The 26,087-nt window shown below is 43.6% G+C and carries 21 protein-coding genes and 1 pseudogene; 6 read left to right on the forward strand and 16 right to left on the reverse strand.

Going from position 1 to position 26,087, the window contains the following annotated elements; all coding sequences use genetic code 11:
- Positions 1-71: 71 nt before the first annotated feature.
- Together EL081_RS08875 and EL081_RS08880 are read right to left on the reverse strand one after the other, a co-directional pair.
- Positions 72-371, reverse strand: coding sequence for a YbaB/EbfC family nucleoid-associated protein (locus EL081_RS08875; protein ID WP_006595550.1), 300 nt, complete (start codon positions 369-371; stop codon positions 72-74).
- A gap of 140 nt (positions 372-511) precedes the next feature.
- Positions 512-1,858 carry an Nramp family divalent metal transporter gene (locus EL081_RS08880; RefSeq protein ID WP_126404869.1) on the reverse strand — a complete coding sequence of 449 codons (1,347 nt, stop codon included), beginning with the start codon at positions 1,856-1,858 and terminating at the stop codon, positions 512-514.
- Between the two features lie 287 nt (positions 1,859-2,145).
- Here EL081_RS08880 and EL081_RS08885 point away from each other — a divergent pair, with 287 nt between their 5' ends.
- The 3 genes and pseudogenes from EL081_RS08885 (at position 2,146) to EL081_RS08895 (ending at position 4,415) form a co-directional block, all read left to right on the forward strand.
- Positions 2,146-2,676, forward strand: a complete 531-nt coding sequence (locus EL081_RS08885; protein WP_126404870.1) for a hypothetical protein — start codon at positions 2,146-2,148, stop codon at positions 2,674-2,676.
- An 88-nt stretch (positions 2,677-2,764) separates the two neighbouring features.
- Positions 2,765-3,940: an NAD(P)/FAD-dependent oxidoreductase gene (locus EL081_RS08890; protein ID WP_126405075.1), complete on the forward strand. Its 1,176-nt coding sequence runs from the start codon at positions 2,765-2,767 to the stop codon at positions 3,938-3,940.
- Positions 3,941-3,959: 19 nt separating this feature from the next.
- A pseudogene (locus EL081_RS08895) lies at positions 3,960-4,415 on the forward strand (8-oxo-dGTP diphosphatase).
- Positions 4,416-4,444: 29 nt separating this feature from the next.
- Here the strand turns inward: EL081_RS08895 and EL081_RS08900 are convergent.
- Positions 4,445-5,185, reverse strand: a complete 741-nt coding sequence (locus EL081_RS08900) for a MerR family transcriptional regulator (protein ID WP_126404872.1) — start codon at positions 5,183-5,185, stop codon at positions 4,445-4,447.
- 250 nt (positions 5,186-5,435) lie between these two features.
- Here EL081_RS08900 and EL081_RS08905 point away from each other — a divergent pair, with 250 nt between their 5' ends.
- The gene (locus EL081_RS08905; RefSeq protein WP_126405076.1) at positions 5,436-6,776 is read left to right on the forward strand and encodes a sodium-dependent transporter; all 1,341 of its coding nucleotides are present in this window, start codon (positions 5,436-5,438) and stop codon (positions 6,774-6,776) included.
- 40 nt (positions 6,777-6,816) lie between these two features.
- Here EL081_RS08905 and EL081_RS08910 read toward each other — a convergent pair whose 3' ends face one another.
- From EL081_RS08910 to tsaB, 6 genes are all read right to left on the reverse strand, one after another.
- Entirely contained in the window at positions 6,817-7,494 is a 678-nt protein-coding gene (locus EL081_RS08910) for a hypothetical protein (protein WP_126404873.1), read from the reverse strand.
- A 119-nt stretch (positions 7,495-7,613) separates the two neighbouring features.
- Positions 7,614-7,943, reverse strand: coding sequence for an AzlD domain-containing protein (locus EL081_RS08915; RefSeq protein ID WP_126405077.1), 330 nt, complete (start codon positions 7,941-7,943; stop codon positions 7,614-7,616).
- Complete coding sequence (locus tag EL081_RS08920; RefSeq protein ID WP_126404874.1) at positions 7,930-8,625, reverse strand: AzlC family ABC transporter permease; 696 nt, start codon at positions 8,623-8,625, stop codon at positions 7,930-7,932. The genes EL081_RS08915 and EL081_RS08920 overlap by 14 nt, the downstream gene beginning before the upstream one ends.
- Positions 8,626-8,718: 93 nt before the next feature.
- Positions 8,719-9,735, reverse strand: coding sequence for a tRNA (adenosine(37)-N6)-threonylcarbamoyltransferase complex transferase subunit TsaD (tsaD, locus tag EL081_RS08925; RefSeq protein WP_126404875.1), 1,017 nt, complete (start codon positions 9,733-9,735; stop codon positions 8,719-8,721).
- Complete coding sequence (gene rimI / locus EL081_RS08930; protein ID WP_126404876.1) at positions 9,725-10,162, reverse strand: ribosomal protein S18-alanine N-acetyltransferase; 438 nt, start codon at positions 10,160-10,162, stop codon at positions 9,725-9,727. Before rimI ends, tsaD begins: the two co-directional genes overlap by 11 nt.
- Positions 10,159-10,842, reverse strand: a complete 684-nt coding sequence (tsaB, locus tag EL081_RS08935) for a tRNA (adenosine(37)-N6)-threonylcarbamoyltransferase complex dimerization subunit type 1 TsaB (RefSeq protein ID WP_126404877.1) — start codon at positions 10,840-10,842, stop codon at positions 10,159-10,161. Before tsaB ends, rimI begins: the two co-directional genes overlap by 4 nt.
- A 282-nt stretch (positions 10,843-11,124) precedes the next feature.
- Between tsaB and EL081_RS08940 the strand changes: the two genes are divergently transcribed.
- Both EL081_RS08940 and rnjA read left to right on the forward strand, forming a co-directional pair.
- Entirely contained in the window at positions 11,125-11,355 is a 231-nt protein-coding gene (locus tag EL081_RS08940) for a DNA-dependent RNA polymerase subunit epsilon (RefSeq protein WP_126404878.1), read from the forward strand.
- Positions 11,356-11,358: 3 nt separating this feature from the next.
- Entirely contained in the window at positions 11,359-13,041 is a 1,683-nt protein-coding gene (gene rnjA, locus EL081_RS08945) for a ribonuclease J1 (protein ID WP_126404879.1), read from the forward strand.
- Between the two features lie 204 nt (positions 13,042-13,245).
- On the opposite strand, the gene glnA is transcribed toward rnjA, so the two are convergent.
- The 7 genes from glnA to fusA all read right to left on the reverse strand — a co-directional run bounded on the left by glnA (position 13,246) and on the right by fusA (position 25,945).
- On the reverse strand, positions 13,246-14,592 hold the full coding sequence (gene glnA, locus EL081_RS08955) for a type I glutamate--ammonia ligase (RefSeq protein ID WP_126404880.1): 1,347 nt from the start codon (positions 14,590-14,592) through the stop codon (positions 13,246-13,248).
- 41 nt (positions 14,593-14,633) lie between these two features.
- A complete protein-coding gene (locus EL081_RS08960; RefSeq protein ID WP_126404881.1) occupies positions 14,634-14,999 on the reverse strand; it encodes a MerR family transcriptional regulator in 366 nt (121 codons plus the stop codon).
- A 69-nt stretch (positions 15,000-15,068) separates the two neighbouring features.
- Positions 15,069-15,602, reverse strand: coding sequence for an FUSC family protein (locus tag EL081_RS08965; RefSeq protein WP_126404882.1), 534 nt, complete (start codon positions 15,600-15,602; stop codon positions 15,069-15,071).
- A gap of 567 nt (positions 15,603-16,169) precedes the next feature.
- The gene (locus EL081_RS08970; RefSeq protein ID WP_006151517.1) at positions 16,170-17,369 is read right to left on the reverse strand and encodes a phosphoglycerate kinase; all 1,200 of its coding nucleotides are present in this window, start codon (positions 17,367-17,369) and stop codon (positions 16,170-16,172) included.
- A 200-nt stretch (positions 17,370-17,569) separates the two neighbouring features.
- Entirely contained in the window at positions 17,570-22,369 is a 4,800-nt protein-coding gene (locus EL081_RS08975) for an endo-beta-N-acetylglucosaminidase (protein WP_126404883.1), read from the reverse strand.
- 229 nt (positions 22,370-22,598) lie between these two features.
- Positions 22,599-23,609 carry a type I glyceraldehyde-3-phosphate dehydrogenase gene (gene gap / locus EL081_RS08980; protein ID WP_006595530.1) on the reverse strand — a complete coding sequence of 337 codons (1,011 nt, stop codon included), beginning with the start codon at positions 23,607-23,609 and terminating at the stop codon, positions 22,599-22,601.
- Positions 23,610-23,863: 254 nt separating this feature from the next.
- Complete coding sequence (fusA, locus tag EL081_RS08985) at positions 23,864-25,945, reverse strand: elongation factor G (RefSeq protein ID WP_126404884.1); 2,082 nt, start codon at positions 25,943-25,945, stop codon at positions 23,864-23,866.
- Positions 25,946-26,087: the final 142 nt, after the last annotated feature.

Consider the following 26,087-nt stretch of genomic DNA (forward strand, 5'->3'; position numbering starts at 1 on the left):
GCGGAGGTGGGACGACGAAATCGAATTCTAACGAATTACCGATTTCTGTCTCACTCTCTTTCTCTGTATGCTTAGAATGGTAATTTACCAGCAAAAGCTCCCAATTTTTTCTTGGTTGCCTCATCAATTTCTTCGATGGCCGCATTGATGGCTTGAACCGTCATATCAGAAAGAGTTTCTGTATCTTCTGGGTCCACGACTGCTGGGTTAAATTCGATAGATACCACCTTTTTATCACCTGTCAAGGTAGCGACGACTAAGTCCTGAGCTGATTTGCCAACAAATTGAGAAGCCGCCAACTCTGCCTGGCTTTGTTCCATTTGTTTCTGAAGCTTTTGTGCTTGCTTCATCATGTTTTGCATATTCATCATAAGATTTTCTAGATTCCTTTCGTATCAAGGGGTTAGCCCCTCTTGTTTAATGGTTACCGCCCACTTCTGCCCATTTTCTAGCTAGATGGGGACTTCTCTCCTATTATAGCATGTTTTCCCCATCCGACAAAGCTGATTTTTTATTTAAAGAGCGTCGTCACAATGAGTTGGACGTTTAAAAGAGTCAAAAGAGTTGCTACTCCGTAAGCTAAATAGGTATTCCATTTTGCATTGACAAATTCTCCCATGATTTTTTTATTGGAGGTAAAGTAAACTAAGGGAAAAATTGAAAATGGTAGAGCCAGCGACAAGAAGACTTGAGAATAGACTAACAAATCATCTAGAACACTTTCCTGATCCCCAAAGAGAAAGGCGACTATCAGGACAGGAGTGAGGGCTAACATCCTAGTAAAGAGACGGACAAGCCATTGAGGAAGCCGGAATTTAAGAAAACCTTCCATGACAATTTGTCCCGTCAGAGTGCCTGTGATAGTTGAATTTTGACCACTTGCTAACAAAGCAACGGCAAAGAGAGTGGACAGAAAAGGACTTGCAATAGCTCCTGCAATGGCATTGTTTTTCAAGGCATCATACATACTAGAGAAGGCTCCAATTTCTTCAGCGTGGCCAAAAAAGAGGGCCGCTCCGAGAATCAACAAGAGAGAGTTGACAACAAAAGCCAGGGTCAATTCAATATTGGAGTCCCAGGTCATGAAGCGCACAGCCCGACGAACATCTGCAGGATCCTCATAATCGACCTTTCGTGTTTGTGAAATGGAAGAATGTAAATAGAGATTATGAGGCATGACGGTTGCACCAATAATCCCCAGGGCTAGCGTCAAGGCTTGTGATCCTTTAGGAAGACCAATGCCTACGATTTCCTTTTGGGGAATAAACCCAGCAAAAATTCCACCTATATCTGGTTTTGATAGGACCACAAGATAGATAAAAATCCCCAAAATGGTCAAAATCAAGGTGGAGACAATGGCCTCAATCTTGCGAAAACCTAAGTGCATGAGTCCAAGGAGGAGGAAGACATCCAGGATGGTGACCAAAATAGAAAAGAGCAAGGGCCATCCGAACAGCAAATGAAGAGCAATCCCTGAACCAATGACTTCTGCTAAATCTGTCGCCATCAAAGCTAATTCAATCACTAACCAGAGAATATAGCGGAGCCACTTGGGCAAATGCGTCGCTGTTGTCTGGGCCAAATCTTTCCGATGGACAATCCCTAGTTTCCCAGCCATCTGTTGCAATTGCATGGCAATCAAGGAAGACAAGAGAACTACCGACAATAGCAAGTAACGATAGTGAGCCCCTCCAACAACGCTGGTGATCCAGTTTCCGGGATCCATGTAGCCCACTGCTACTAGGCTACCCGGACCTGAAAACAATAATAAGGTCTTCCAAAAAGAAGTTCCCTTGGGAACCTTGACGGATTGATTGATTTCTTGGAGCGATTTCCGCTCTAACTGTTCTAAACTCATGATACCCTTCTTTCCATGACGTCACTTCCCCTTGATTATAGCACAAATGAAATATTTCGGTAAATTTTCTTTGTGTTTTTAAAAAATGATGCCCTTCTTCGTCCCCACTTCCCCATTTTTTTCGTATTCCTTTAGCGATTTTTTCTCCTTTGCTCCTCCAAAATGAACCGAATAGCTTCAAAAATCAACCAAATAGATTTTTCCCCCTATTTGACTTCAAAAGCTTGTATACTAATCGTAACTGAAAGATAGCTCAGTTATTTACTCAATAGCAAAGGAAAGAATCTATGATCTATGTCATTGAATACAATTATCCCTCTAAGATGTTGGTCGAACATATTAACAACTATCTAGAGAAAAAACGGGTTCGTAATCTACCAGTCAAGCTGGTCTATAATGGAAATATCTCCTATATTGACTATGACTTGAAAAACATTTACTTCTTCTCCTGTCAAGGAAATTCTGGAATCAACGCCTACAAAGAGCTCGAACGCATCCGGAGAAATGATCCCTTCGGACGCATCATTGTCCACTCTAACAAGGTGGACGGACGTAGACTCATGGACCATAAACTACAAGTCTATGGTTTGATGGAACTAAGCCTTAATGACTATGGAAAGCCAGACCTCTATTATCAAGAGCTTGACTTTTTGCTAGGAGATCTCTACGAAGAGCTCTGGGAAATGGCGGCAGAAGCCAAGTACGCTGCTGGGAAGAAAACTAATCAGCTCTTCCCACGCTGGGGTCCTGAAATTGGAATTTACCCACCTAAACGTTATTCTATCCACCTCCGTCAAAATCCGGACGAAGACAATTAATTCATAAAAAGTGGAGCCTGGGGACAGGGTTCATTTTTTATGTTACAATGAACTGGAAAATGAAATGAGACGAGAAAAAGGAGACCTTATGAACCACTACGATACCATTGTCATTGGAGGAGGCCCTGCTGGCATGATGGCCACCATCTCCAGTGCCTTCTACGGGCAAGCAACCCTCCTCTTGGAAAAAAACCGCAAACTAGGAAAGAAGTTAGCTGGGACTGGCGGAGGTCGGTGCAATGTGACCAACAATGGGAGCCTGGACGATCTCCTAGCAGGCATTCCAGGCAACGGACGCTTCCTTTACAGTGTCTTTTCTCAATTTGACAATCATGATATCATCCGCTTTTTTACAGAAAACGGGGTCAAACTTAAGGTCGAAGACCATGGTCGTGTCTTTCCAGCCTCAGATCGTTCCCAGACGATTATTCAAGCGCTGACTGATAAGATTGCTGAGCTTGGCGGTCAAGTCCGCTGCCAAGTAGAGGTAACCTCTGTGAAGAAAATCGACGGACAATTTGTCATCAAATCCAAAGATGAGACCTGGACTGCAAACCGCTTGATTGTGACAACCGGTGGAAAGTCCTACCCTTCGACGGGCTCTACCGGCTTTGGCCACGATATCGCTCGTCACTTCAAACATACTATTACCGAGCTCGAAGCTGCCGAGAGTCCTTTATTGACGGATTTTCCGCATAAGGCCTTGCAGGGAATTTCACTGGACGATGTGACTCTAAGCTATGGCAAGCATGTCATCACCCATGACCTTCTCTTTACCCACTTTGGCTTGTCAGGCCCGGCCGCCCTTCGCATGTCTAGCTTTGTCAAGGGTGGTGAAATCCTCTCCCTAGATGTCTTGCCACAACTTTCTGAAAGTGATTTGCTATCATTTCTTGAAGAAAACCGTGAAAAATCCTTGAAAAATGCTTTGAAAACCATGCTCCCTGAACGCTTGGCAGAATTCTTTATTCAAGGATATCCAGAAAAAGTCAAACAACTAACAGAAAAAGAACTTGACCAACTTGTCCAATCTATCAAATCCCTCAAAATCCCTGTGACTGGAAAGATGTCGCTAGCAAAATCTTTTGTAACTAAAGGTGGTGTTAGTCTCAAGGAAATTAATCCTAAAACTCTGGAAAGCAAATTAGTTCCTGGCCTTCACTTTGCTGGTGAAGTACTTGATATCAATGCTCACACAGGTGGCTTTAACATCACTTCTGCCCTCTGCACTGGTTGGGTGGCAGGAAGTCTGCATTATGATTAAATATCAAAGGTTGTGAAAAATGAACAGAAGAGAGTCAGTTGAATTTGTCAACATGTGCATGATTAAAAATGGGGACAAGGTTCTGGTTCAAGATCGAGTTAGTCCTGACTGGCCTGGCATTACTTTTCCTGGCGGACATGTTGAACGTGGCGAATCCTTTGTCGATGCGGTCATTCGTGAAGTGAGAGAAGAAACGGGTCTAACCATTTCTAAACACCAACTCTGTGGTATCAAGGACTGGTACGATGATGAGGATTACCGTTATGTCGTCCTTTTTTACAAGACCGAACACTTTACTGGTGAGCTCCAGTCTTCAGACGAAGGAAAGGTCTGGTGGGAAGAGTTTGAAAATCTATCTCATCTAAAACTTGCAACCAATGATATGTCTGATATGCTTCGTGTTTTTTTGTAAGATGATCTCAGTGAATTCTTCTACTATAAAGACGGTGACGACTGGCTTTATGATTTAAAATAGCAAATAATCGGCGGAGAGTCCTCCGCCGATTATTTGCTCTGTTTTTCAACATAGTGGGCAATCACATCTGATGTGTACTGGGCTGTTCCAGGTCCAAATTTATCAATATTTTCCTTGAACTCAGGGTTATAGACGTATCCTTTACCGATATGTCCAAAGACTTCAATAGAGCAGTCAAATCCATAAGTACGAATGGCTTGCAAGAGCTTGGCTGCTTGCTCTTGGTTTTCAATTGCTGTTGCAGGTAAACCAGCTTGAAGATTTTGTGCTAAAGTTTGAAAGACTTGGTTAAAGGCAGCCGTAGACTCATCTTCACGACCTTTTTGGCGTTCGAGGGCTTGATCCATGACTTCTTGGCCATACTTCTCCACCGCTTCTTGCTGGTATTTTTGATGATCTTGATAGCTAAATCCAGTGAATTTTTCCTCAATGGTCATTTTTCTTTCTCCTTTTTGTTCTTGAATCGTTTTTTGCAAGGTGGAAATCAAAGTATCCAGATGTTGCCTTTCTCGAGTTAGATAGTCCAACTGCCTAGTCAAATGGGGCAATAAATCTATTCTTTCTTCCTTTAATAGCTCTGCTATTTTCTCTAAAGAAAACCCTAGATATTTGTAGTAAAGAATGACCTGAAGGCGTTCCAAATCCTCTTGACTGTAAGTTCGATAGCCGTTTTCCGACTTTAAGGGGACCAAGAGTCCTATCTTGTCATAGTGGTGCAGGGTCTTGACAGAGACACCTGAAAGCTGCGCAGCTTCTTTTATTTGGTACATGATTTGCTCCTTACAATGATAGTATACCCCCTCCCCTTAGGTCAGAGTCAAGTGTTTTTGCGAAAATTTTTTAACTTTTTTGAGAAACCTATAAAAACATGAAAACCGCTTTCTTGACAGTCTTTAAAAATCATGATAGGATAATCAAGTCTATCAATCACACAGAAGGCTCCTAAAGAGCCATTGAGAGAAGGCTATTTGATAACTCAAGTAGCCTTTTCTTATTTAAAAATAGATCGGAGTTTTAAAGATGTCTGAAAAATCTCAATGGGGTTCCAAAATTGGCTTCATCCTAGCTTCTGCAGGTTCTGCAATTGGGCTTGGAGCAGTTTGGAAATTCCCCTATATGACCGCTGCTAACGGGGGCGGAAGTTTTCTTCTCGTTTTTTTGATAGCAACTCTACTCATCGGTTTTCCCCTCTTACTGGCTGAATTTACTCTAGGGCGTGCAGCTGGTGTCTCTGCCATTAAAACCTTTGGAAAACTCGGTGGCCGTCGCCTTTATGATGGGATCGGTTGGATCGGTGCCTTTGCCCTGTTTATCCTCCTCTCCTTCTACAGTGTCATCGGTGGCTGGATCTTGATTTATTTAGGGGTTGCCTTGGGAGAGTTATTCCAACTTCTTACAGTTAACGACTACACCCAGCTCTTTGGGGAGATTATTTCAAATCCCTGGTTAGCTCTTGGGGCCCAGGCCATCTTCATCCTCCTCAATGTCTTGATTGTTTCTAAGGGGGTGGAACAAGGGATTGAAAAGGCCTCAAAATTCATGATGCCACTTCTCTTCATTATCTTCTTAGTCATGATTGGTCGTTCCTTGACCTTACCTGGCGCTTGGGAGGGAGTCGCCTATTTCCTCAAGCCAGACTTCTCCAAGATGACTAGCCAAGGTCTGCTCTATGCCTTGGGCCAATCTTTCTTCGCCCTCTCTCTAGGGGTGACGGCCATGTTGACCTATGCTTCCTATTTGGACAAGGACACTGACCTGGTTCAATCCGGGATTTCCGTCGTCTTCATGAATATTGCCGTTTCCATCATGGCGGGCTTGGCGATCTTCCCAGCTATGTCAGCCTTTCAAATCCCTTCTACTAGTGGACCGGGGCTCCTCTTTGTAGTCCTTCCACAAGTCTTTGATAAGATGCCTTTTGGAACTCTCTTCTACCTGCTTTTCCTGCTTCTCTTTCTCTTTGCGACTATTACCTCATCCGTCGTCATGTTAGAGATTAATGTCGGGAACGTCACCAACCAAAACAACAAAAAGCGGGCTAAATGGAGCCAAATCATTGGTCTTCTGACCTTTGTCTTTGGGATTCCATCCACCCTATCCTATGGAGTACTATCCAAGTGGACCCTCTTTGGAAAATCCTTCTTTGATTGCATGGACTTTTTGGTTTCCAACCTCCTCATGCCTTTTGGAGCTCTCTGCCTCTCCCTATTTACAGGCTATCTCTTTGATCAAGTCCTAGCTCAAGAAGAACTCAAGGTGGGAGATGAAAAATCCAAACGCTTCCTTTTCAAGACCTGGATTTTCTTGCTTCGCTTTGTGATTCCAATTGTCATCCTCATTGTCTTTATTACACAATTTCTCTAAAACAAAATCCACGAGTCCATGGGGATTCGTGGATTTTTCTTTATTTTGTAAGAGAAACACGGAAATCATTGTATTTGCTATAATCAAAGTCTTCATTAAGTCCTGTTACAAATACAATCGGTGTATAATGGCCCTCTTCCAAAATGAAACCGGGTTTTACCTTCATATTGGCTCCTCCAAGTCCAGCAATACCTGGAAGAAGGGCATCAAAAGCTCCAGGTTCGTCTGTTTCCCAGTAATAGACATTACCAGAGGCTTGAACTGCCTTGGCTTTTGTCGTTGCAGTACGTACGGGATTCAAATCAGCTTGATAAAAGTTCGCTGTTGTAGTGACCGTTCCATCTGCAGCCACGGTCATTTGGACATCTTTGGCAATTTCAGTTGTTCCTGTCCAAGTCCCTACCAGCTCTTCTGGCACCATTTGAGACGAATCTATGGCCTTGTTAGTGCTTGCTGAACTAGATCCTGCATCGGTTTGACCTGAGTTTGCTGCATCTTTAGAAGCAGCTTGTGCCCCTTCTTGCGAATTCGCTTCAGTAGCTTTTGTCTCTTTCTTTCCAGAAGAAGCTGCCTTTGCTTTTTTCTGACTAGACTTCACCGTCGTTTGTGCTTCTTTGGCAGAAGATTTGTTCTCTTCTTTTTTTGAACCACAGGCTACGAGTAGGCTTGCAGAAGTCAATCCTAAAAGTGCTAAACTTGTCCATTTTTTCATCATCATGATCCCTCACTTCATTTGATAAAAACTATTATATTACAATATTACTCAATGTCAAGTGTTTTTGAAATACTTTTGTAATATTCGTAATAAAAAGTAATCTATCTAAAAATTCAGGAGATTCAGGCGACAAGCAATCGTAAGAGAGCAACCAAAACAATGCCAAATAGAACAGTGCCCATTAGGTTTTTGTAACGAAAGGCTACCAGCATGGTCGGGACGGCTGCTAGCAGATCCAACCATCGAACCTGAGGGAGCTGGCCCACCTTCCCCTCAACTAGACTGGAAAGAATCAGGGCAAAAATGATGGCAATGGGAAGGTACTTTAGAAAACGCAGGACTGGATCTGGTAGGCCCCTGTATTTGACCAAAACGAAGGGCAGAATACGTGGAATCCAGGTGACCACTGCTGACATCAAAATAACCAAGAAAACCCAACTATTCACGCGCATCACACATCACCCCCACGAAACAACCTGTTAAAGTAGCTACTAAAACAGCCAAGGATTGGCTCAAAAAGAAGGTCAAGAGGAAAAAGCTAAAGGCCACAGCACCTAAAACAAGGAGCATGGTTTTTAGCTTTTCCGTCAAGCGCATCCCTTGAAACTGACCAGCAAAAATCCCAATAAACATGGCAACTAGTGCAAAGTCTAGGCCGAAGGCACTAGGATTGGGTAAGAGGGACCCCAACGCTGTCCCCAAAATAGTTGATGAGCCCCAGGCTAGATAACCGACCACGTTATTGCCATGCATCCAAGGAACAGTGATCCGGTCATTTTTCAATTTTTCGCTTAAATAAACCCCATAACTTTCATCTGTCAACAAACTACCAATTCCAATATTATGAACTAGGCTAGCCTCCTTAAAATCAGGGGAGGTATGCAGACTCATGAGCATATTGCGCAAATTGATGAAAAAGACAGTTAAGGCAATATTCATGAGGGACGAATGAACGGCAATCAAAGAAATCATGGCAAACTGAGAAGCCCCTGCGTAAACTAAGAGACTCATCAATCCCATTTCTAAAGGGGAGAGATAGGTCGATGCTACCACACCACAAGCCAAGCCAATACTGATATAACCTAAGGCTGTCGGAAGGGCATCCCTGACCCCCTGTTGAAAATTCTTCTCCACTCCTTCTTCCTTTCCATTTTATGATGCTAACTATTATAACAAAAAAGAGACGGGAATCGTAATCCCGTCATTTATGTCTGTTCTTTAACTATTCTAGTTCTCTTCTATCGGATCAAAAGCAAGGCTAGGCTTAGCATTGAGATCTAAGCTAGCAAAATTTCCCCTATTCCATTCGCTGACACTGGCATAGGCAATCATCCCCGCATTGTCACCGCAGAGGCGCAGAGGAGGAATGATGACCTTAACATCTGTGATCTCAGAAGCCAGGCGTTCACGTAATCCTTGGTTAGCCGCGACTCCTCCCGCCACCACCAGGGTCTTAACCGGGTATCTTTCCAGGGCTTTTTTGGTCTTGGCCATCAAGATATCCATCACCGCTGCTTGGAAGGAAGCCGATAGGTCTTCCTTGGACAGACTCTCGCCTTTTTGCTCGGCATTGTGGTGGAGATTGATAAAGGCTGATTTGAGCCCTGAGAATGAGAACTCCAAATTATCTTCCTTGATCATGGCACGGGGGAAATCGTAGATATCCTGACCCTTATGCGCCAACTCGTCAATCTCACGACCAGCCGGATAGGTCAAGCCCATGACGCGACCGACCTTATCGTAGGCCTCACCAACCGCATCATCACGTGTTTCCCCAACGATCTTATAATCACCCGCCTCCGAGACATAGACCAACTCGGTGTGTCCTCCGCTAACCAGCAAGGCCAAGAGCGGAAATTCTAAAGGCTCAACGCTTTGAGCGGCCATCAAGTGGCCAGCCATATGATTGACAGGAATCAAAGGAATCCCATGGGCCCAGGCAAAGGCCTTGGCCGCAGCAAGGCCGACCAAAAGAGCTCCAACCAGACCTGGGCCGTAAGTTACCGCAACCGCTGTGACTTCTTCTTCTGTAATGCCCGCTTCTTCTAGCGCTTCCTCAATACAGGCCGTAATGACTTCGACATGGTGCCGACTGGCAACTTCTGGAACCACTCCCCCAAAGCGTTTATGGCTTTCAATCTGGCTGGCAATGACATTGGACAAGAGCTCTGTATCGTTTTTTAAGACGGCGACACTGGTCTCATCACAAGATGTTTCAAATGCCAAAATATATCTATCCTTCATCTGCTTCCCTTTTCATCATAATGGCGTCTTCGGTAGGTGCATGATAATACCCTTTCCGGCAACCAATTTCTTTAAATCCTTGCTTCTGATAGAGAGTCCGAGCTGGAGTGTTTCCTTCTCTCACCTCTAAAAAGACCTCTTTCTCCTGAGGAAGGCTTTCTAGTAGCTGACCCGCAATCCCGCGACCTTGCCACTCTTTTCGAACAGCAATTTGGACGACCTCTAGCTCATAGAGATTTTCTTGCATGGCCAAGAAGCCAACCAATTCTTCCCCACTATAGGCGAAGGCATACCAATTTTGAGGTTGACCAAGATCTGCTAGGACTTGCTCCAAGTTCCATGGGCTTTGTCCATAGACATCGTCTAAGACTTCTACCAACTGAGGGGCTAAATCGAATCGCCCCGCTTCCTTCTCAATTCGAATCATAGGCGTTTGATGTAGGACTGACCGGACTCTTGATGGTCCTTGAGCCAGTTTTCCTCAGCTTCTACCCGCTTGAGGTAGTTGGGCTCAAAACCATGAACGGAGACAGCTTCTTTTGTAAGTCCTAGTCGACCGATCCGTACCGCATCCGGTAGGGTTTCTAGCATCTGAGCATGTGGCAAGGCTTCTTGTATCTGCTCCCCAAAGGCTTTCACTTCCCCAAGGAAGGTCACCTTTTCAGCTCCCTTTGCTCTTTCTAATACCGCTTCAAAAGAGAGGTGAGCCTCCGGATAGACCAGCTGATCCTCTTGGTAAAAGCCCGCATAGACATGGTTGCGACGGGCATCCATTACTGGAATGGCCAGACCTTCTATCTCTTCTGGTACCAAGGCTAGTAAACTAGATACCCCTATCAAATCAATCTTTAGTGTTTGAGCTAGAGTTTTAGCCGTTGCTACCGCAATTCGCAAGCCAGTATAGGATCCTGGTCCCTCTGCTACGACGATGCGGTCCAGATCCGTCGGTTTCCAATCAATGCTCGCCATCAAAAATTCTATGGTAGGCATCAAGGTAATGCTGTGGTTTTTCTTGATTGTCAGTGTCAACTCTGCTAATAAGTTTTCTTCCTCCAAAAGGGCAACGGATAGGGCCTTACTGGAGGTGTCGAATGCTAATACTTTCATATTTTCTCCTCATTGTCTGTCTCATATTATACTACAAATAGACGCCAAACGGTAGAGGAAGCACCCCCAGACTGTGAAATCAGCTGCTCTCTATCCCTTCTAAAAAAGCGCTTCCTTCTGCCCTCAGAACCGCTTGCATCTTTTCCTTAGAGCCTATTTATGGTATAATGAATAATAATTATATCGAATCAGGACAAAAGAAAGCAAGAATAGGTGTCTCAGCTAGCTACTAGCTGTTTCTTTTCTGCTACAGTCCGAACAAATGAAAGGAACCGAAACGAAATGATTTACAAAGTTTTCTACCAAGAAACAAAAGAACGCAACCCTCGTCGTGAAACGACTCATGCCCTCTATCTCGATATTGATGCGAAGAATGAGCTGGAAGGACGCATTGAAGCTCGTCGCATCGTTGAAGAAAATACATCATACAACATCGAATTTATCACCCTCTTGTCAGACCAACACCTAGAATATGAAAAAGAGTCTGGCGCATTTGAAATTACGGAGTTCTAATCCATGGCATATACCTTAAAACCTGAAGAAGTTGGTGTTTTCGCCATTGGAGGTCTCGGGGAAATTGGTAAAAATACCTATGGGATTGAATACCAAGACGAAATCATCATTGTAGATGCTGGGATCAAGTTTCCTGAAGATGATTTGTTAGGGATTGATTACGTTATTCCTGACTATTCCTATATCGTTGAAAATATCGACCGTGTCAAAGGGGTCTTGATTACTCACGGACACGAAGACCATATTGGAGGAATTCCCTTCCTCTTGAAGCAAGCCAATGTGCCCATCTATGCTGGACCTTTGGCCCTAGCCCTTATTCGTGGAAAATTGGAAGAGCATGGCCTCCTTCGCGGTGCTAAACTCTATGAAATCAACCAAAATACGGAGTTGACCTTTAAGCATATTAAAGCGACCTTCTTCCGTACGACCCACTCCATTCCAGAACCTTTGGGGATTGTTCTCCACACACCTCAAGGAAAAATCGTCTGCACGGGAGACTTTAAATTTGACTTCACGCCCGTTGGTGAACCGGCCGATCTTCACCGGATGGCTGCACTTGGAGAGGAAGGCGTCCTCTGTCTGCTTTCTGACTCAACCAACGCGGAAGTCCCAACCTTTACTAACTCTGAAAAAGTCGTTGGCCAATCCATTATGAAGATCATTGAAGGCATTCATGGACGCATCATCTTTGCATCCTTTGCATCCAATATCTTCCGTCTCCAACAGGCTGCAGATGCCGCTGTTAAAACCGGGCGTAAGATTGTTGTCTTTGGACGCTCGATGGAAAAAGCCATTGTCAACGGGATTGAGCTGGGCTATATCAAGGTACCTCCTGGAACAATTATTGAACCAAGTGAGATCAAAGACTACCCGGCAAACGAAATTCTCATTATGTGTACAGGGAGCCAAGGGGAGCCCATGGCGGCCCTGTCTCGGATTGCTAATGGCACCCACCGCCAAGTGCAACTCCAACCGGGAGATACCGTTATCTTCTCATCTAGTCCGATTCCTGGGAATACAACCAGCGTTAACAAATTGATCAATACGATTTCTGAAGCGGGTGTCGATGTCATTCATGGGAAGATCAACAACATCCATACGTCTGGACACGGGGGGCAACAAGAACAAAAACTCATGCTCCGCTTGATCAAACCAAAATACTTCATGCCTGTCCATGGTGAATACCGGATGCAGAAGATCCACGCCGGACTTGCTCGTGATTGCGGAGTAGAAAAAGACAATATCTTCATCATGAGTAACGGTGATGTCCTCGCCCTTACAGCCAACTCTGCTCGTATCGCAGGAAGCTTTAATGCTCAAGACATCTATGTCGATGGAAACCGCATCGGGGAAATCGGTGCTGCTGTCCTTCGTGACCGGCGAGACCTGTCCGAAGACGGTGTCGTGCTTGCTGTTGCAACAGTTGACTTCAAGTCAAAAATGATTTTAGCTGGACCAGATATTCTCAGCCGTGGCTTCATCTATATGCGTGAATCCGGAGATTTGATCCGTGAAAGCCAACGCATCCTCTTCAATGCTATTCGTATCGCCTTGAAGAACAAGGATGCCAACATTCAAACCGTACATGGTGCTATTGTCAACGCCCTTCGTCCTTTCCTTTACGAAAGCACGGAACGTGAACCCATCATTATCCCGATGATTTTGACACCAGATGAAGAAAATTAAATAAAAAGAATGAGGCTGGGACAAAAGTCCTAGCCTCTCAATTGTCTTTGGATTGTCGAGCAAGACGCAGTGGTTGAGTGGGCTCTACTACGCTGATTTCATCAGCTTTTACAGCCCTACTCAACTGTGCGGAGGTGGGACGACGAAATCGAATTCTAACGAATTACCGATTTCTGTCCCACTCTCATTTTTGTATGGATTTGCTTAATACAAGTCCAAATAGTTATCAATTTCCCATTGTGAAACAAAGGTTGCATAGCTTGCCCACTCGATGCGTTTGGCTTCTAAGAAGCTGGTATAGATATGTTCACCAAGAGCATCCTTAACTACTTCATCTTCCGTCAAAGCTTTCAAAGCATTGTGAAGGGTAGATGGAAGGTCAGTGATCCCAGCTTCTTTACGCTCTTCCGCTGTCATGATGTAAATATTTTCTTCGATCGGAGCGGGTGCTTCGATTTTGTTTTCAATCCCATGCAAACCAACTTCCAAAAGAACAGCCATAGCAATATAAGGATTGGCCATTGGATCAACAGAACGTAGTTCCAAACGAGTTCCCATTCCACGAGTAGCAGGCACGCGCACCAATGGGGAACGGTTACGTCCTGCCCAAGCGATGTATACAGGAGCTTCAAAACCTGGCACCAAACGTTTATAAGAGTTAACCGTTGGGTTCATGATGGCTGTATAGTTGTATGCGTGCTTGATCAAACCACCAAGGAAGTGATAAGCTGTTTCTGACAACTGCATTCCTTTTGGATCATTTGGATCAAAGAAGGCATTGTTTCCTTCGGCATCAAACAAGGACATATTACAGTGCATCCCTGAACCAGCGATCCCAAATTTTGGCTTAGCCATAAAGGTTGCATACAAACCATGTTTGCGAGCAATAGTTTTGACAACGAGTTTAAAGATTTGGATCTTGTCACATGCGCGAAGAACTTCATCGTACTTAAAGTCAATCTCATGTTGTCCCACTGCCACTTCGTGGTGACTAGCTTCTACTTCAAATCCCATTTGAGTCAAGACATTAACGATCTCACGACGAGTGTTGTCGGCAAGGTCTGTCGGAGCCAGGTCAAAATAGCCACCCTTGTCATTCACCTCAAGAGTTGGGTCTCCATTTTCATCGAGCTTAAAGAGGAAGAACTCTGGTTCTGGTCCAAGGTTGAAAGATTTGAAGCCAACTTCTTCCATATGACGAAGAGCACGTTTGAGGTTCCCACGTGGGTCTCCTGCAAAAGGTTCCCCTTCTGTTGTATAGACATCACAAATCAATCCTGCAACACTACCGTTCTCATCTCCCCAAGGGAAAACCGTCCAAGAGTCCAAGTCAGGATAGAGATACATATCAGATTCATTAATCCGAACAAACCCTTCAATAGAAGATCCATCAAACATAGCCTTGTTTGATAGAACTTTTTCCAACTGTTCATCTGTCGCTGGAATTTCAACGTTTTTCATGGTCCCTAAGATATCTGAGAACATCAACCGAATAAAGGTTACATTCTTTTCTTTGACTTCGTGGCGAATATCTTCAACAGTAATTGACATGTGTGTCTCCTTATGAATAAAGCAATAAGCAAAAAGAATGATCAGCGTAACTGACCATATGACGATGAGGTCGTATGAAAGCGACTTTGCTGGAGAATGTCGCGGTGAAGAGCCTTGCGGACATCCTTTTCACTGACAATCTTAGCTGCTTGACGTTTAGCTTCTTTCTCAGCAATCCGTTTTTTAATTCCTGCAATATTAAGGCCTTCAGATAAGTAATCCTTAATCTCCAACAGGCGATCCATATCGTTGAGAGAAAACATCCGACGATTGCCCTCTGTACGAGCTGGGGTAATGAGTTGTTGATCTTCGTAGTAGCGAATCTGACGAGCTGTTAAATCTGTCAATTTCATAACACTACCAATTGGAAAGACCGCTAACGTTCGTCTTAGTTCTTTTTCTTTCATACCCGACCTCCTTTCCCTTCTATTATAACCGAAAAAAAACCGATGTCAAGATTAAAATGTCATATAATCTCACATGGTTTTTCTTTTTTCTTTTATAAAATCTCGAATCCGATCCACATCTGAATTGACTAAAATCGCAACAAAGACGCCGATAAAGGTTTCAAAGATGCGGGCAAAAACGTACAGGAAAGTTTCTCCTGTTGGAATCGAGAGAGTAATGATCAACATGGCTGAAACTCCACCGATGATTCCAGCTTTGTTGTTCATGGCGACATTGGTCATAATGGTTAACATGGTCGCAATGGGCACAAAAATCAGGGTTACCCAAAAAGCATTGTGGAAGAGGATCTTAATCATAAAGAACAGCAGAGCATAAAAACCACCGATGCTGTTGCCCATCACGCGCGAAGCTCCGAAGTGAACACTCTTATCAAAATCTTCTCTCAAACTAAAGACAGCTGTCAGTGCCCCAATCTGCAAGCCTCGCCAGCCAAAGATACCAAAAATCAATAGAACCAGAAAAACGGCTATCCCTGTTTTGAAGGTTCGCATTCCCAATCGAAATTTGGAACGGTCAAATTTATGTCGTTTAAAGTAATCCATTGTCCCCTATCTTTCTATCTCTTTTATTCTAACATATTTCCAGAAAGGTTCAAGCAGGGAAATGAAGATCGACTAGCTTCCTTCTAATCTATAAAGTCATCTTAAAAACTTTCCTTAGGTGAGTACGGAGGTTAGGTGAAATTATCCAGTGGATGATTTCAGCAATCCAGGAAGTTCCATGACTAATAAAGATACAAAGGGCGTCTGCGGATAAAGTCAAAATAGGAAGTTTGACGCAGAATCTTTAGATTCTAGGAAAACTTATCTTTTTGACACAATCCGCAGCCCGTGTTCAATTAGTTTTGAACCCCCTCGCTCTTTAATTTTCGGGCTCAGGCTAAAACAGTTTCCCAAACTGTTTTACTCTCAAAACTCCCGAGTCCTTGAAACAAATGTTTCAAGCACTTTTCTCACGGCGGAAAGTTTCGGGATTTTCTTGATTAATTTCAAAAATGAGATCACATTTTATTTCGATACAGAATCACTTATCTTATATAAAAATTAGTTTGTATACATTCTAAAAAAAGCACCTTTCGGTGCTTCTTCTATGGTTCATGAGGAACCGTCTTATTTTTCAGTCAAGGCTGCAAGTCCTGGAAGAACTTTACCTTCGAGAAGCTCCATTGAAGCTCCACCACCAGTAGAGATCCATGAGAACTTGTCTGCACGTCCAAGGTTGATCGCTGCGGCAGCTGAGTCACCACCACCGATGATTGATTTAACGCCTGGTTGTTTCACGATCGCATCCATCACACCGATTGTACCAGCTTGGAAGTCAGGGTTTTCAAATACACCCATAGGTCCGTTCCATACAACTGTTTTCGCACCAGTCAATGCTTCATCAAATTTAGCGATAGATTTTGGACCGATATCCAAACCAAGGAAACCTGGGTCTACTGCTTCACCTTCAGTGTCTTTCACTTCAGTGTAGTCAGCAAATGCGTTTGCTTCTTTTGAGTCAACTGGCAAGATCAATTTGCCGTTTGCTTTTTCAAGAAGAGCTTTAGCGACATCCAATTTGTCTTCTTCTACAAGTGAGTTACCGATTTCGATCCCTTGCGCTTTGTAGAATGTGTAAGTCATCCCACCACCGATAAGAACTTTATCAGCTTTTTCAAGCAAGTTTTCGATCACACCGATCTTGTCTGAAACTTTTGAACCACCAAGGATCGCTACGAATGGACGTTCTGGAGCTTCAACAGCTTCTTGGATGTAAGCAATTTCGTTTTCAAGAAGGAATCCAGCAACAGCTTTTTCAACGTTTGCTGAGATACCAACGTTAGATGCGTGTGCACGGTGAGCTGTACCGAATGCATCGTTTACGAAGATCCCATCTCCAAGTGATGCCCAGTATTTACCAAGTTCAGGATCGTTTTTAGATTCTTTCTTGCCGTCAACATCTTCGTAACGAGTGTTTTCAACCAAGAGAACTTGTCCATCTTCAAGAGCGTTAATCGCTGCTTCCAATTCAGCACCACGAGTAACACCTGGAAGGAATGTAACTTCTTGACCCAATTTAGCAGCCAAGTCAGCCGCTACAGGAGCAAGTGATTTACCTTCTTTGTCTGCTTCTTCTTTTACACGTCCAAGGTGAGAGAAGAGGATTGCACGTCCACCTTGCTCAAGGATGTACTTGATTGTTGGAAGAGCAGCAGTGATACGGTTGTCGTTTGTGATCACGCCATCTTTTACAGGAACGTTGAAGTCAACACGAACGAGAACTTTTTTCCCTTTCAAGTCAACGTCTTTAACAGTCAATTTTGCCATTGGATATGACTCCTTCTATTTTTTATACATGATAATTATATCACAAAAGCTGTAAAAGAGGTAGAAAAATAGTGGATTTCTACCTCTTATTAGCAAGTCCGGAGTCATGCTCCTCTATTAGAATCTGCATCATAAAACCTCCCTTGTTTTTTACAAAGGAGGTTTACGATTGAATTTAACTTTTAAAGACTCTTAAAAAGTTACTCTTCTTTCTTCTTACCGGCCAAGAGGAAACCTCCAAGCGCTGCTAGGAAAACAGCTTCTGCTGCAAACGTAGCCTCTAAACTTGCCGTTGTTGGCAATTCCTTGTCAGTATCTTTGCTAGCTTGCTCTTGTTGAGAAGTTCCTTCTTTAGATGGTGTTATATAGCGACTCAAAACTTGTTGAACTCCTTGATCCAGAAGATCTGGTCCGTTTTCCTTTTGATTCAATGGATCAGTTGGTTTCGTCGGATTCAATAGTTCTGGTGACGGTTGATTGCCATCCGGTTGTTCTGGTTTTGTTGGATTCTCCGGCTGAGCTGGTTGATCTGGTGTCGCAGGCTCCTCTGGTTGGACTGGTTGATTTGGTTGAACAGGCAGATCTGGTTTAGCCGGTTCCTCTGGTTGGATCGGTTGATCCGGTACCACTGGACTTGGTGTCTTATAGACAATCGCATAGTGGGTAAAGTGAGGAGCTATAAAGATAACGGTATCTCCTTCTCGCTCAAAGGCAAGTGATTGAGGAGCTTGACCTTCTGGGAAGAAGAGGACTTGCTCCACTTCTTTATCTTTATCCACAGGGATTTTTACAAGTGATGGATGCTGGGTATCGACATCCTGACCACTTGCATCGACTCCTTCGATATCAAAGAGAGTCGCTTCTCGTCCCTTCAGCTCTTCTTTTTCTGCCTGATTGGCTTCAACTTTCGCAACTTTCAACCTCTTAATAGCAGTCGGCTCCAAGTTAGAGAACTGAACTTCGACTCCAGTCGCAGGGTCTACAAAGACCGCTGGCTTATCTTCTTTCAGGAGCGCAATCAAAGTCTCTAGACCTGTTTTTGCGGTTGCGAGCGCTTCAGGAGTGAGCTCTGAAGAGTCTAGGAGTTCTTTGTTTTTCTCAACCAGTGCCTGCAAAGCGTCACCAGAAGGGTGATTTGGCTTGCTTGCTAATAGAGCTGTCGCTTCTTCTGTCAGAGCAGAAAGTGCTTCTTTCTCTTTGACTAGATTAGCTTGTCCATCTAAGGCTTTCAAGAGAGCGGTCAATTGGTTCAACTCCTCATTGACCTGATCTTGTGTGCTGGTATCGTGCTCTTTCAAGACTTTTTCAGAAGCAGCCATTCCAGCCAACAAGGCTTCTTTGACTTCAGGACTGGCAAATGTGAAGTCTACTTTGGCTTTTGCAGCTTCAGCTTCAGCCAATTTTTGCTTGAGGTATTCATCGTTGAGAGCTGGTTTTGGATTGACGAGGACATCAAAGCTTGTGCTAGCGCCTTTGTAATGGATGGTGATGGTTTGACGGCCTTCCTTGGTCGCATCAAAGCCAGTTACTTCCACCCCTTCATCGGTCAAAGCGTGCGTTTCGGTTGTTTCATCATCAAAAACAACTGTAAAGCGTCCGCCTTCTTTTTCAAATGCTTCTCCGACGATATATTCTACTTTTGGTTTGTCGGTCAATTCTAGACCAGCAACTGCTTTTTCACCTGCTTCCTCTGCACTGACCACAAAAACAGTGAGAGTCTTATCCAATTTCTGACCAAGGTAGGAAACTTCTAGGTGTTGTTCTCCAAGTTTGCTACTGTCAAATCCATGAATCTCTACTCCTGAGTTGGTGAGGTTGACCAGTTGATCTGCTTGGCCATCTTTATAATGAACACGGAGTGTTGCTCCTTTCAAGGAAAGGGCATCGCCTTCCCGGTAGACCTTCTTGGTCAAACCTTCTTCAAATTGAAGTCCAGCAATTTCTTTATCATTCTTTGGAACTTCAATCGCCAAGACATTACTGATATCTTTACCAGGTTCTTGCGCACGATAGTATAGAAGAGATGGGGTGGATTCAAAAGCCAGCGGTTTAAAGATCAGATTTCCAGCTTGATTAGCTGTCATGGTCGCAATTGGGCTAGTTGCTTCTTTATCCGCATAAAGGGTCAGTGTGGTATTGGCTGGGACATCTTTGAAACCAACTTGAACAAAATGATTGCCTAGGTTCTGCGCTGCAGCATGTTTCATCGGGATGTTGACCGTTTCAGTATCCAGACTTTCATACATCTTCCAGTTGTAAATCCGGATGGCTTGCCATGGGGTTCCGTTATCTGCTGTAATGACGTGGAGACGCCAGTCTTGAGCCTTGATCGGATGGTCGAGTGTAATATCAGACACATGGGCTTTATTGCCACGAACTTCCTTTGCGAGCTTCCACTCGCCGGCTTCATCCTTGTAGTAAAGATCGAAGTCACGAGTGTTCATCTTGCCATCATCGACAGATTCTCCACCAGCTCCCGCATGGTCCATAACCCAACGAACAATGGTCCGTGGTTGTGTCAAGCGAATATCGACGGTTCCATTCAATTGAGCCGAAGACCATTTATCCGAAAGACTGGTAATGGTACCATTTAACATCCCCTCGATGCCCTCACTACCATCTGCATCTGGGAAACTTGAACCGATGACTTTGGCTCCGATGACCACGTTTGGTGCTAGGGCTTTTGGAAGACTGGTATCTGACACTGTCATGCCCCAATCAAAGGCCACAGTTCCCGCATCTGAACGTTGGCCGTTCTTACCAACAGCAACAACCTTGAGTTCCTGGGTGGTCCCTTCAGCACTTGCTGAACGACTAACTTTTGGAAGATAGACGGTTGTAGCAGAAGAACCTGTTAAGAGACGCCAGTTATCGCCATCTTTCTCATAGACTTCATAGTAATCTGCATCTGCAACTCCCTTAAAATTTAGGACTGCTTCTGCTTCTTGCGCATTTTGCAGGCGTTTGCCTTGCACGGTTACTTCAGAAGGCGCAGCTGGTTTTTCTTGGTTCGACGTAATCGACAACTGACCGAGATTAAATTTGTAGTCTTTGACATCTGCATCATGGTCAAAGAAGAATTTAATCGCATAAATGGTCTTGCCAGCCAGGTCTCCCAAATCAAAAGTTTGAGTAGACCAATCTGCGCTTGGCGTCAATTCTTTCCATACATATTCGGAGTAGTCTTCTTTTGTAGCAGCTGCCACCCATGCAGTTGCTCCGACTCCACCTTTGTGAGAGACGCTCAATTTTGTCGTTTCTGTCACAGGAATCTTGGTCGAATAGAGCATGACATTTTGACTGCTATTGGCTTTCAGATCGCCTTCAAAGGCTAGAGAGTTCCCTCCATTGTAGGCTTGATCAAAATCATAGCGCCCTTTCAATGGTGTACTATCTTCACTATGCTCTACCCACCAGCGCCATGTTGGAAGGTAGCCAGAAACAGAACGGTAGTTCCATTCCCCTTCTTTAGAAATCTTGCCATCGACAAACCAGTGTTTTCCGTGACCAGTATTAAAGGAAGTATTGAAATCTTCACTAGTGATTGGGGTTTTGTCCACTACTAGATTAGACATGCCGTACCAAGATTGGTCTGCTGGTTTTCCTTTGGTTGGATCTCCTTGGAAGCCAGTCCAGAATAAATCCTCATGGGTATGGTAACCTTCTCCCGTCTTTCCTAGACCTGTAATGGTATCTGGTGCATAAAGACCAAGAGAAAGGCGTAACTTGCCATGTTCATCTAAAATCGCATTCCAGTCGACATTGGTCTTATAAGAACCTCCTTTTTGAAGTTCCAGTCCCGCTAAAACATCATAAGGATTGCGCTGAATCCATTTTGCTGTACTGATGGAATAATCAACTTCTGTTTTGCCCCAGTTAAAGTTGGCAAAGAAGGTATCAACTGGATTTTCTCCCTTTTCAGGTTGCATGAAATTGTAGTTGTACTCACCCAGTGCATTTTCGTGGTAGCGACCATATTCATAAGTCATGGCGTCATACCAAGAGTACTTGATCGGATAGTTGATGCTCTTCGCATACTCCTTAGTATAAAGTAGGAAATCTCTTAATTTTGGCCCCAAAGGCTCTACTAGGCTCCCTGTTGTTTCTTGGTTGATAAAGTAACCATCGAAACCATAGTATTTCGCTAGATCAACCAATTTCCGAGCAATCGGGAAGGTTTTAGATCCTTCACTATCTTCTTTCAAGGTTTCTGCAAAGCGCTCTTGATCCTTGATGCTACTTGACCAGTTGTAAAAGAGTGTTCCATAGATGGGAACCCCATTTCGGTGAGCAGCATCAATCACATCTGCTGAAGGGACAAGTCCTTCCCAAAAGACCATGGAATCCAAATATTGCCAGTAGTCAAAAGCATAAGCCTTAAATTCTTCCCCACCGACGGAAGCATGATCCTTAGCCTTTGAGTTCATGTTAGATAGGGCTTGAATTTTTGCATCCGGGTTGGCTTGCTCGTTAATTTGCTTCCCTTGAAAACGACTAGCAAGGGGAACACTTGCTCGGTTCAAATCATCATCCACTCGTTTACCAGGTTCCCATTTCAACAAATCATCCCAAGTATCAAATTTGACCTCTTTTGGTCTTAATTGTTTTTCTTCATTGGTTGGTAAATCTTCCACTTTTTCTGTTGCTACTTTTGGTTGTTCAGTTGCTGAAACAGCTAGACTATCTGTCGTCGTACTAGCTTCTGTACTTGAAGGACCAACCTCTGTTGTTGCTGGAGTTGCCTCCTCAGTTGGTTTTGCTGATTCTGTAGTTGGCAAGACAGCATCTGCAGTGTAGACACCCGCTTCTCTGATCAAATGATTGACATCTTCCGTATTTGCTGTGGAAGCTTCTAAGGGTTGTTCATTAGTAGCATGCTTCTCATCCGCTGAGACAGCCCCCGTTCCTAAAAATGCCAATCCAATCAGTGCAGAACAAACTCCTACACTGAATTTCCGGATACTAAAACGTTGTTGTTTTTCAAATTGATGACCTTTCATCTTGACCTCCATCTTATTTTACTAATTTCCAATCTCCTAAAACACTCCTTCTTTGCTTATGTGGAATCGCTTACATTTTTGTTTGATTGGAAATCTTCACTCAGATTTAGTTTACCGCTTTAAAGAGGAGTCTGTCAATTCATTTTAGCAAATCCTATAATAAGGTGAGGAGGAACTAAAAAAAGTACAAAAAAAGAGGAGGTCACCCTCCTCTCATCATACAGATGAATTATTTAGCAATTTTTGCGAAGTATTCAAGAGTACGAACAAGTTGTGCAGTGTAAGACATTTCGTTGTCATACCATGAAACAACTTTAACCAATTGTTTACCGTCAACATCAAGAACTTTAGTTTGAGTTGCGTCAAACAATGAACCGTAAGCCATACCTACGATATCTGAAGAAACGATTGGATCTTCTGTGTAACCGTATGATTCGTTAGCTGCTGCTTTCATAGCTGCGTTCACTTCATCAACAGTAACGTTCTTTTCAAGAACTGCAACCAATTCAGTAACTGATCCAGTTGGAGTTGGAACGCGTTGTGCAGATCCGTCCAATTTACCGTTCAATTCTGGGATTACAAGACCGATAGCTTTAGCAGCACCAGTTGAGTTAGGAACGATGTTTGCAGCACCAGCGCGAGCACGACGAAGGTCACCACCACGGTGTGGTCCGTCAAGGATCATTTGGTCACCAGTGTAAGCGTGGATAGTAGTCATCAATCCTTCTACAACACCAAAGTTATCTTGAAGAGCTTTAGCCATTGGAGCCAAGCAGTTTGTAGTACATGAAGCACCTGAGATAACTGTTTCAGTACCATCAAGAATGTCGTGGTTAGTGTTAAATACAACTGTTTTAACGTCATTTCCACCAGGAGCAGTGATAACAACTTTCTTAGCTCCACCTGGGTGCAAGTGTTTTTCAGCAGCTTCTTTCTTAGCAAAGAAACCAGTTGCTTCAAGAACGATTTCTACACCGTCGTTAGCCCAGTCGATTTGTTCTGGATCACGTTCAGCAGAAACTTTAACGAATTTACCGTTAACTTCGAATCCACCTTCTTTAACTTCCACAGTACCGTCGAAACGACCTTGAGTTGTGTCATATTTCAACAAGTGTGCAAGCATAACTGGATCTGTAAGGTCGTTGATGCGAGTAACTTCAACACCTTCTACGTTTTGGATACGACGGAAAGCAAGACGACCGATACGACCGAAACCGTTAATACCAACTTTAACTACCATTCGTGATTTCCTCCTTATGAAAATCAAAAAATTTTTTATGTGAAAAGAGTAACTTGATAGGTTACAAATCATCTTTCAACAATATTATTATATACTTTCTTCCCCTAAAATGCAACTGATTTCATTAGGATTAGAAATATTACACAAACTTTCATATTCATTTTCACTATCTCTTATGAGGAAGAGGTGTTATACTCTTTTCGAATCAAAAAAGCTCTCCTCCTAAGAGGAAAGCTTTTAGCTAGATGGTAAAATTATGCTTCACCTTTAGCTTTTTTAATGATTTCTTCTTGTACTGATTTCGGTACATCTTCGTAGTGGTCAAATACCATCATGAAAGTACCACGTCCTTGAGTTGCAGAACGAAGGACAGTAGCGTAACCGAACATTTCAGCAAGTGGCACATAAGCACGAACGATTTGGCTTGCACCGTGTGCTTCCATACCGTCTACACGTCCACGACGAGCAGTTACGTGACCCATAACATCCCCAAGATTTTCTTCAGGAACTGTGATGGTTACAAGCATCATTGGTTCAAGGATTGCTGGTTGAGCTGATTTAGCTGCTTCTTTAAGGGCAAGAGATGCAGCGATCTTGAAGGCAGTTTCAGATGAGTCGACATCGTGGTATGATCCATCGTAAAGCTTCGCTTTCACGTCAACCATTGGGTAGCCAGCAAGGACACCGTTTGCCATAGATTCTTGAAGTCCTTTTTCTACTGCAGGGATGAATTCACGTGGAACCACACCACCGACGATCGCATTTTCGAACTCGAATCCTTTACCTTCTTCGTTTGGAGTAAATTCAATCCAAACATCACCAAACTGACCTTTACCACCAGATTGACGTTTGAAGAATCCACGTGCTTGTGTAGAAGCACGGAATGTTTCACGGTAAGATACTTGAGGAGCACCAACGTTGGCTTCAACCTTGAATTCACGTTTCATACGGTCAACAAGGACATCCAAGTGCAACTCACCCATACCAGAGATAACTGTTTCACCTGTTTCAGGGTTTGTTTCAACGCGGAAGGTTGGATCTTCTTCAGCCAATTTTTGAAGAGCGATACCCATCTTGTCTTGGTCTGCTTTAGATTTAGGCTCAACCATCAATTGGATAACTGGTTCTGGAACTTCGATTGATTCAAGAATAACTTTCGCTTTTTCATCTGTCAATGAGTCACCAGTTGTTGTATCTTTCAAACCAACAGCAGCAGCGATATCACCAGAGTAAACTGTTTCGATTTCCATACGAGTGTTAGCGTGCATTTGAAGGATACGTCCGATACGTTCACGTTTACCTTTAGTAGTGTTCAATACGTAAGAACCTGAGTTCAAGACACCTGAGTAAACACGGAAGAATGTCAAACGACCTACGAATGGGTCAGTCATGATCTTGAAGGCAAGCGCTGCAAATGGCTCTTCGTCAGATGCTGGACGTTCTACCTCTTCGTCTGTATCTGGGTTCACACCCTTGATTGCAGGGATATCAAGTGGGCTTGGAAGGTAGTCAAGAACTGCATCCAACATCAATTGAACCCCTTTGTTCTTGAAGGCTGAACCACACAATACTGGGAAGAATTCAACGTTGATAGTCGCTTTACGGATACCAGCTTTCAATTCTTCGTTAGTGATTTCTTCACCTTCAAGGTATTTCATCATCAAGTCTTCATCAGTTTCAGCAACTGCTTCAACCAATTTTTCACGGTATTCTTGAGCTTGTTCAAGGTATTCGGCTGGGATATCTTCTTCAAGAATGTCTGTACCAAGGTCGTTGGTGTAGATTTCAGCTTTCATCTTGATCAAGTCGATGATTCCACGGAAGTCATCTTCAGCACCGATTGGCAATTGAATTGGGTGTGCGTTTGCTTGAAGACGATCATGAAGTGTGCTTACTGAGTAAAGGAAGTCAGCACCGATTTTATCCATCTTGTTCGCAAATACGATACGAGGAACACGGTATTCAGTAGCTTGACGCCAAACTGTTTCTGTTTGAGGCTCAACACCTGATTGTGAGTCAAGAACCGTTACAGCACCGTCCAAAACGCGGAGTGAACGTTGTACTTCGATCGTGAAGTCCACGTGTCCTGGTGTGTCGATGATGTTAACACGAGTGTCTTTCCATTGAGCTGTTGTCGCAGCAGATGTGATGGTGATACCACGTTCTTGCTCTTGCTCCATCCAGTCCATTTGTGACGCACCTTCGTGAGTTTCACCGATTTTGTGAATCTTACCAGTGTAGTAAAGGATACGCTCAGTTGTAGTTGTTTTACCAGCATCGACGTGGGCCATGATACCGATATTACGAGTTTTTTCAAGTGAAAATTCGCGTGCCATGAGGTTTTGTTCTCCTATATTTTTTATTTCTATACTATTATAACATGATTTAACAAAAACGGATAGGCAGGACCTACCCGTTCTCATTGTTTATCCTGTTTGGTTGGTTTCAACTTGCAAGATGGTAAGCTGAATTGTACTC

This window comes from Streptococcus viridans (assembly GCF_900636365.1).
Classification (GTDB): domain Bacteria; phylum Bacillota; class Bacilli; order Lactobacillales; family Streptococcaceae; genus Streptococcus; species Streptococcus viridans_A.

Coding starts and splice junctions, on each gene's coding strand:
- EL081_RS08875 (WP_006595550.1), bottom strand. CDS start 371: ATGATGAATATGCAAAACATGATGAAGCAAGCACAAAAGCTTCAGAAA.
- EL081_RS08880 (WP_126404869.1), bottom strand. CDS start 1,858: ATGAGTTTAGAACAGTTAGAGCGGAAATCGCTCCAAGAAATCAATCAA.
- EL081_RS08885 (WP_126404870.1), top strand. CDS start 2,146: ATGATCTATGTCATTGAATACAATTATCCCTCTAAGATGTTGGTCGAA.
- EL081_RS08890 (WP_126405075.1), top strand. CDS start 2,765: ATGAACCACTACGATACCATTGTCATTGGAGGAGGCCCTGCTGGCATG.
- EL081_RS08900 (WP_126404872.1), bottom strand. CDS start 5,185: ATGTACCAAATAAAAGAAGCTGCGCAGCTTTCAGGTGTCTCTGTCAAG.
- EL081_RS08905 (WP_126405076.1), top strand. CDS start 5,436: ATGTCTGAAAAATCTCAATGGGGTTCCAAAATTGGCTTCATCCTAGCT.
- EL081_RS08910 (WP_126404873.1), bottom strand. CDS start 7,494: ATGATGATGAAAAAATGGACAAGTTTAGCACTTTTAGGATTGACTTCT.
- EL081_RS08915 (WP_126405077.1), bottom strand. CDS start 7,943: ATGCGCGTGAATAGTTGGGTTTTCTTGGTTATTTTGATGTCAGCAGTG.
- tsaD (WP_126404875.1), bottom strand. CDS start 9,735: ATGAAGGATAGATATATTTTGGCATTTGAAACATCTTGTGATGAGACC.
- rimI (WP_126404876.1), bottom strand. CDS start 10,162: ATGATTCGAATTGAGAAGGAAGCGGGGCGATTCGATTTAGCCCCTCAG.
- tsaB (WP_126404877.1), bottom strand. CDS start 10,842: ATGAAAGTATTAGCATTCGACACCTCCAGTAAGGCCCTATCCGTTGCC.
- EL081_RS08940 (WP_126404878.1), top strand. CDS start 11,125: ATGATTTACAAAGTTTTCTACCAAGAAACAAAAGAACGCAACCCTCGT.
- rnjA (WP_126404879.1), top strand. CDS start 11,359: ATGGCATATACCTTAAAACCTGAAGAAGTTGGTGTTTTCGCCATTGGA.
- glnA (WP_126404880.1), bottom strand. CDS start 14,592: ATGTCAATTACTGTTGAAGATATTCGCCACGAAGTCAAAGAAAAGAAT.
- EL081_RS08960 (WP_126404881.1), bottom strand. CDS start 14,999: ATGAAAGAAAAAGAACTAAGACGAACGTTAGCGGTCTTTCCAATTGGT.
- EL081_RS08965 (WP_126404882.1), bottom strand. CDS start 15,602: ATGGATTACTTTAAACGACATAAATTTGACCGTTCCAAATTTCGATTG.
- EL081_RS08970 (WP_006151517.1), bottom strand. CDS start 17,369: ATGGCAAAATTGACTGTTAAAGACGTTGACTTGAAAGGGAAAAAAGTT.
- EL081_RS08975 (WP_126404883.1), bottom strand. CDS start 22,369: ATGAAAGGTCATCAATTTGAAAAACAACAACGTTTTAGTATCCGGAAA.
- gap (WP_006595530.1), bottom strand. CDS start 23,609: ATGGTAGTTAAAGTTGGTATTAACGGTTTCGGTCGTATCGGTCGTCTT.
- fusA (WP_126404884.1), bottom strand. CDS start 25,945: ATGGCACGCGAATTTTCACTTGAAAAAACTCGTAATATCGGTATCATG.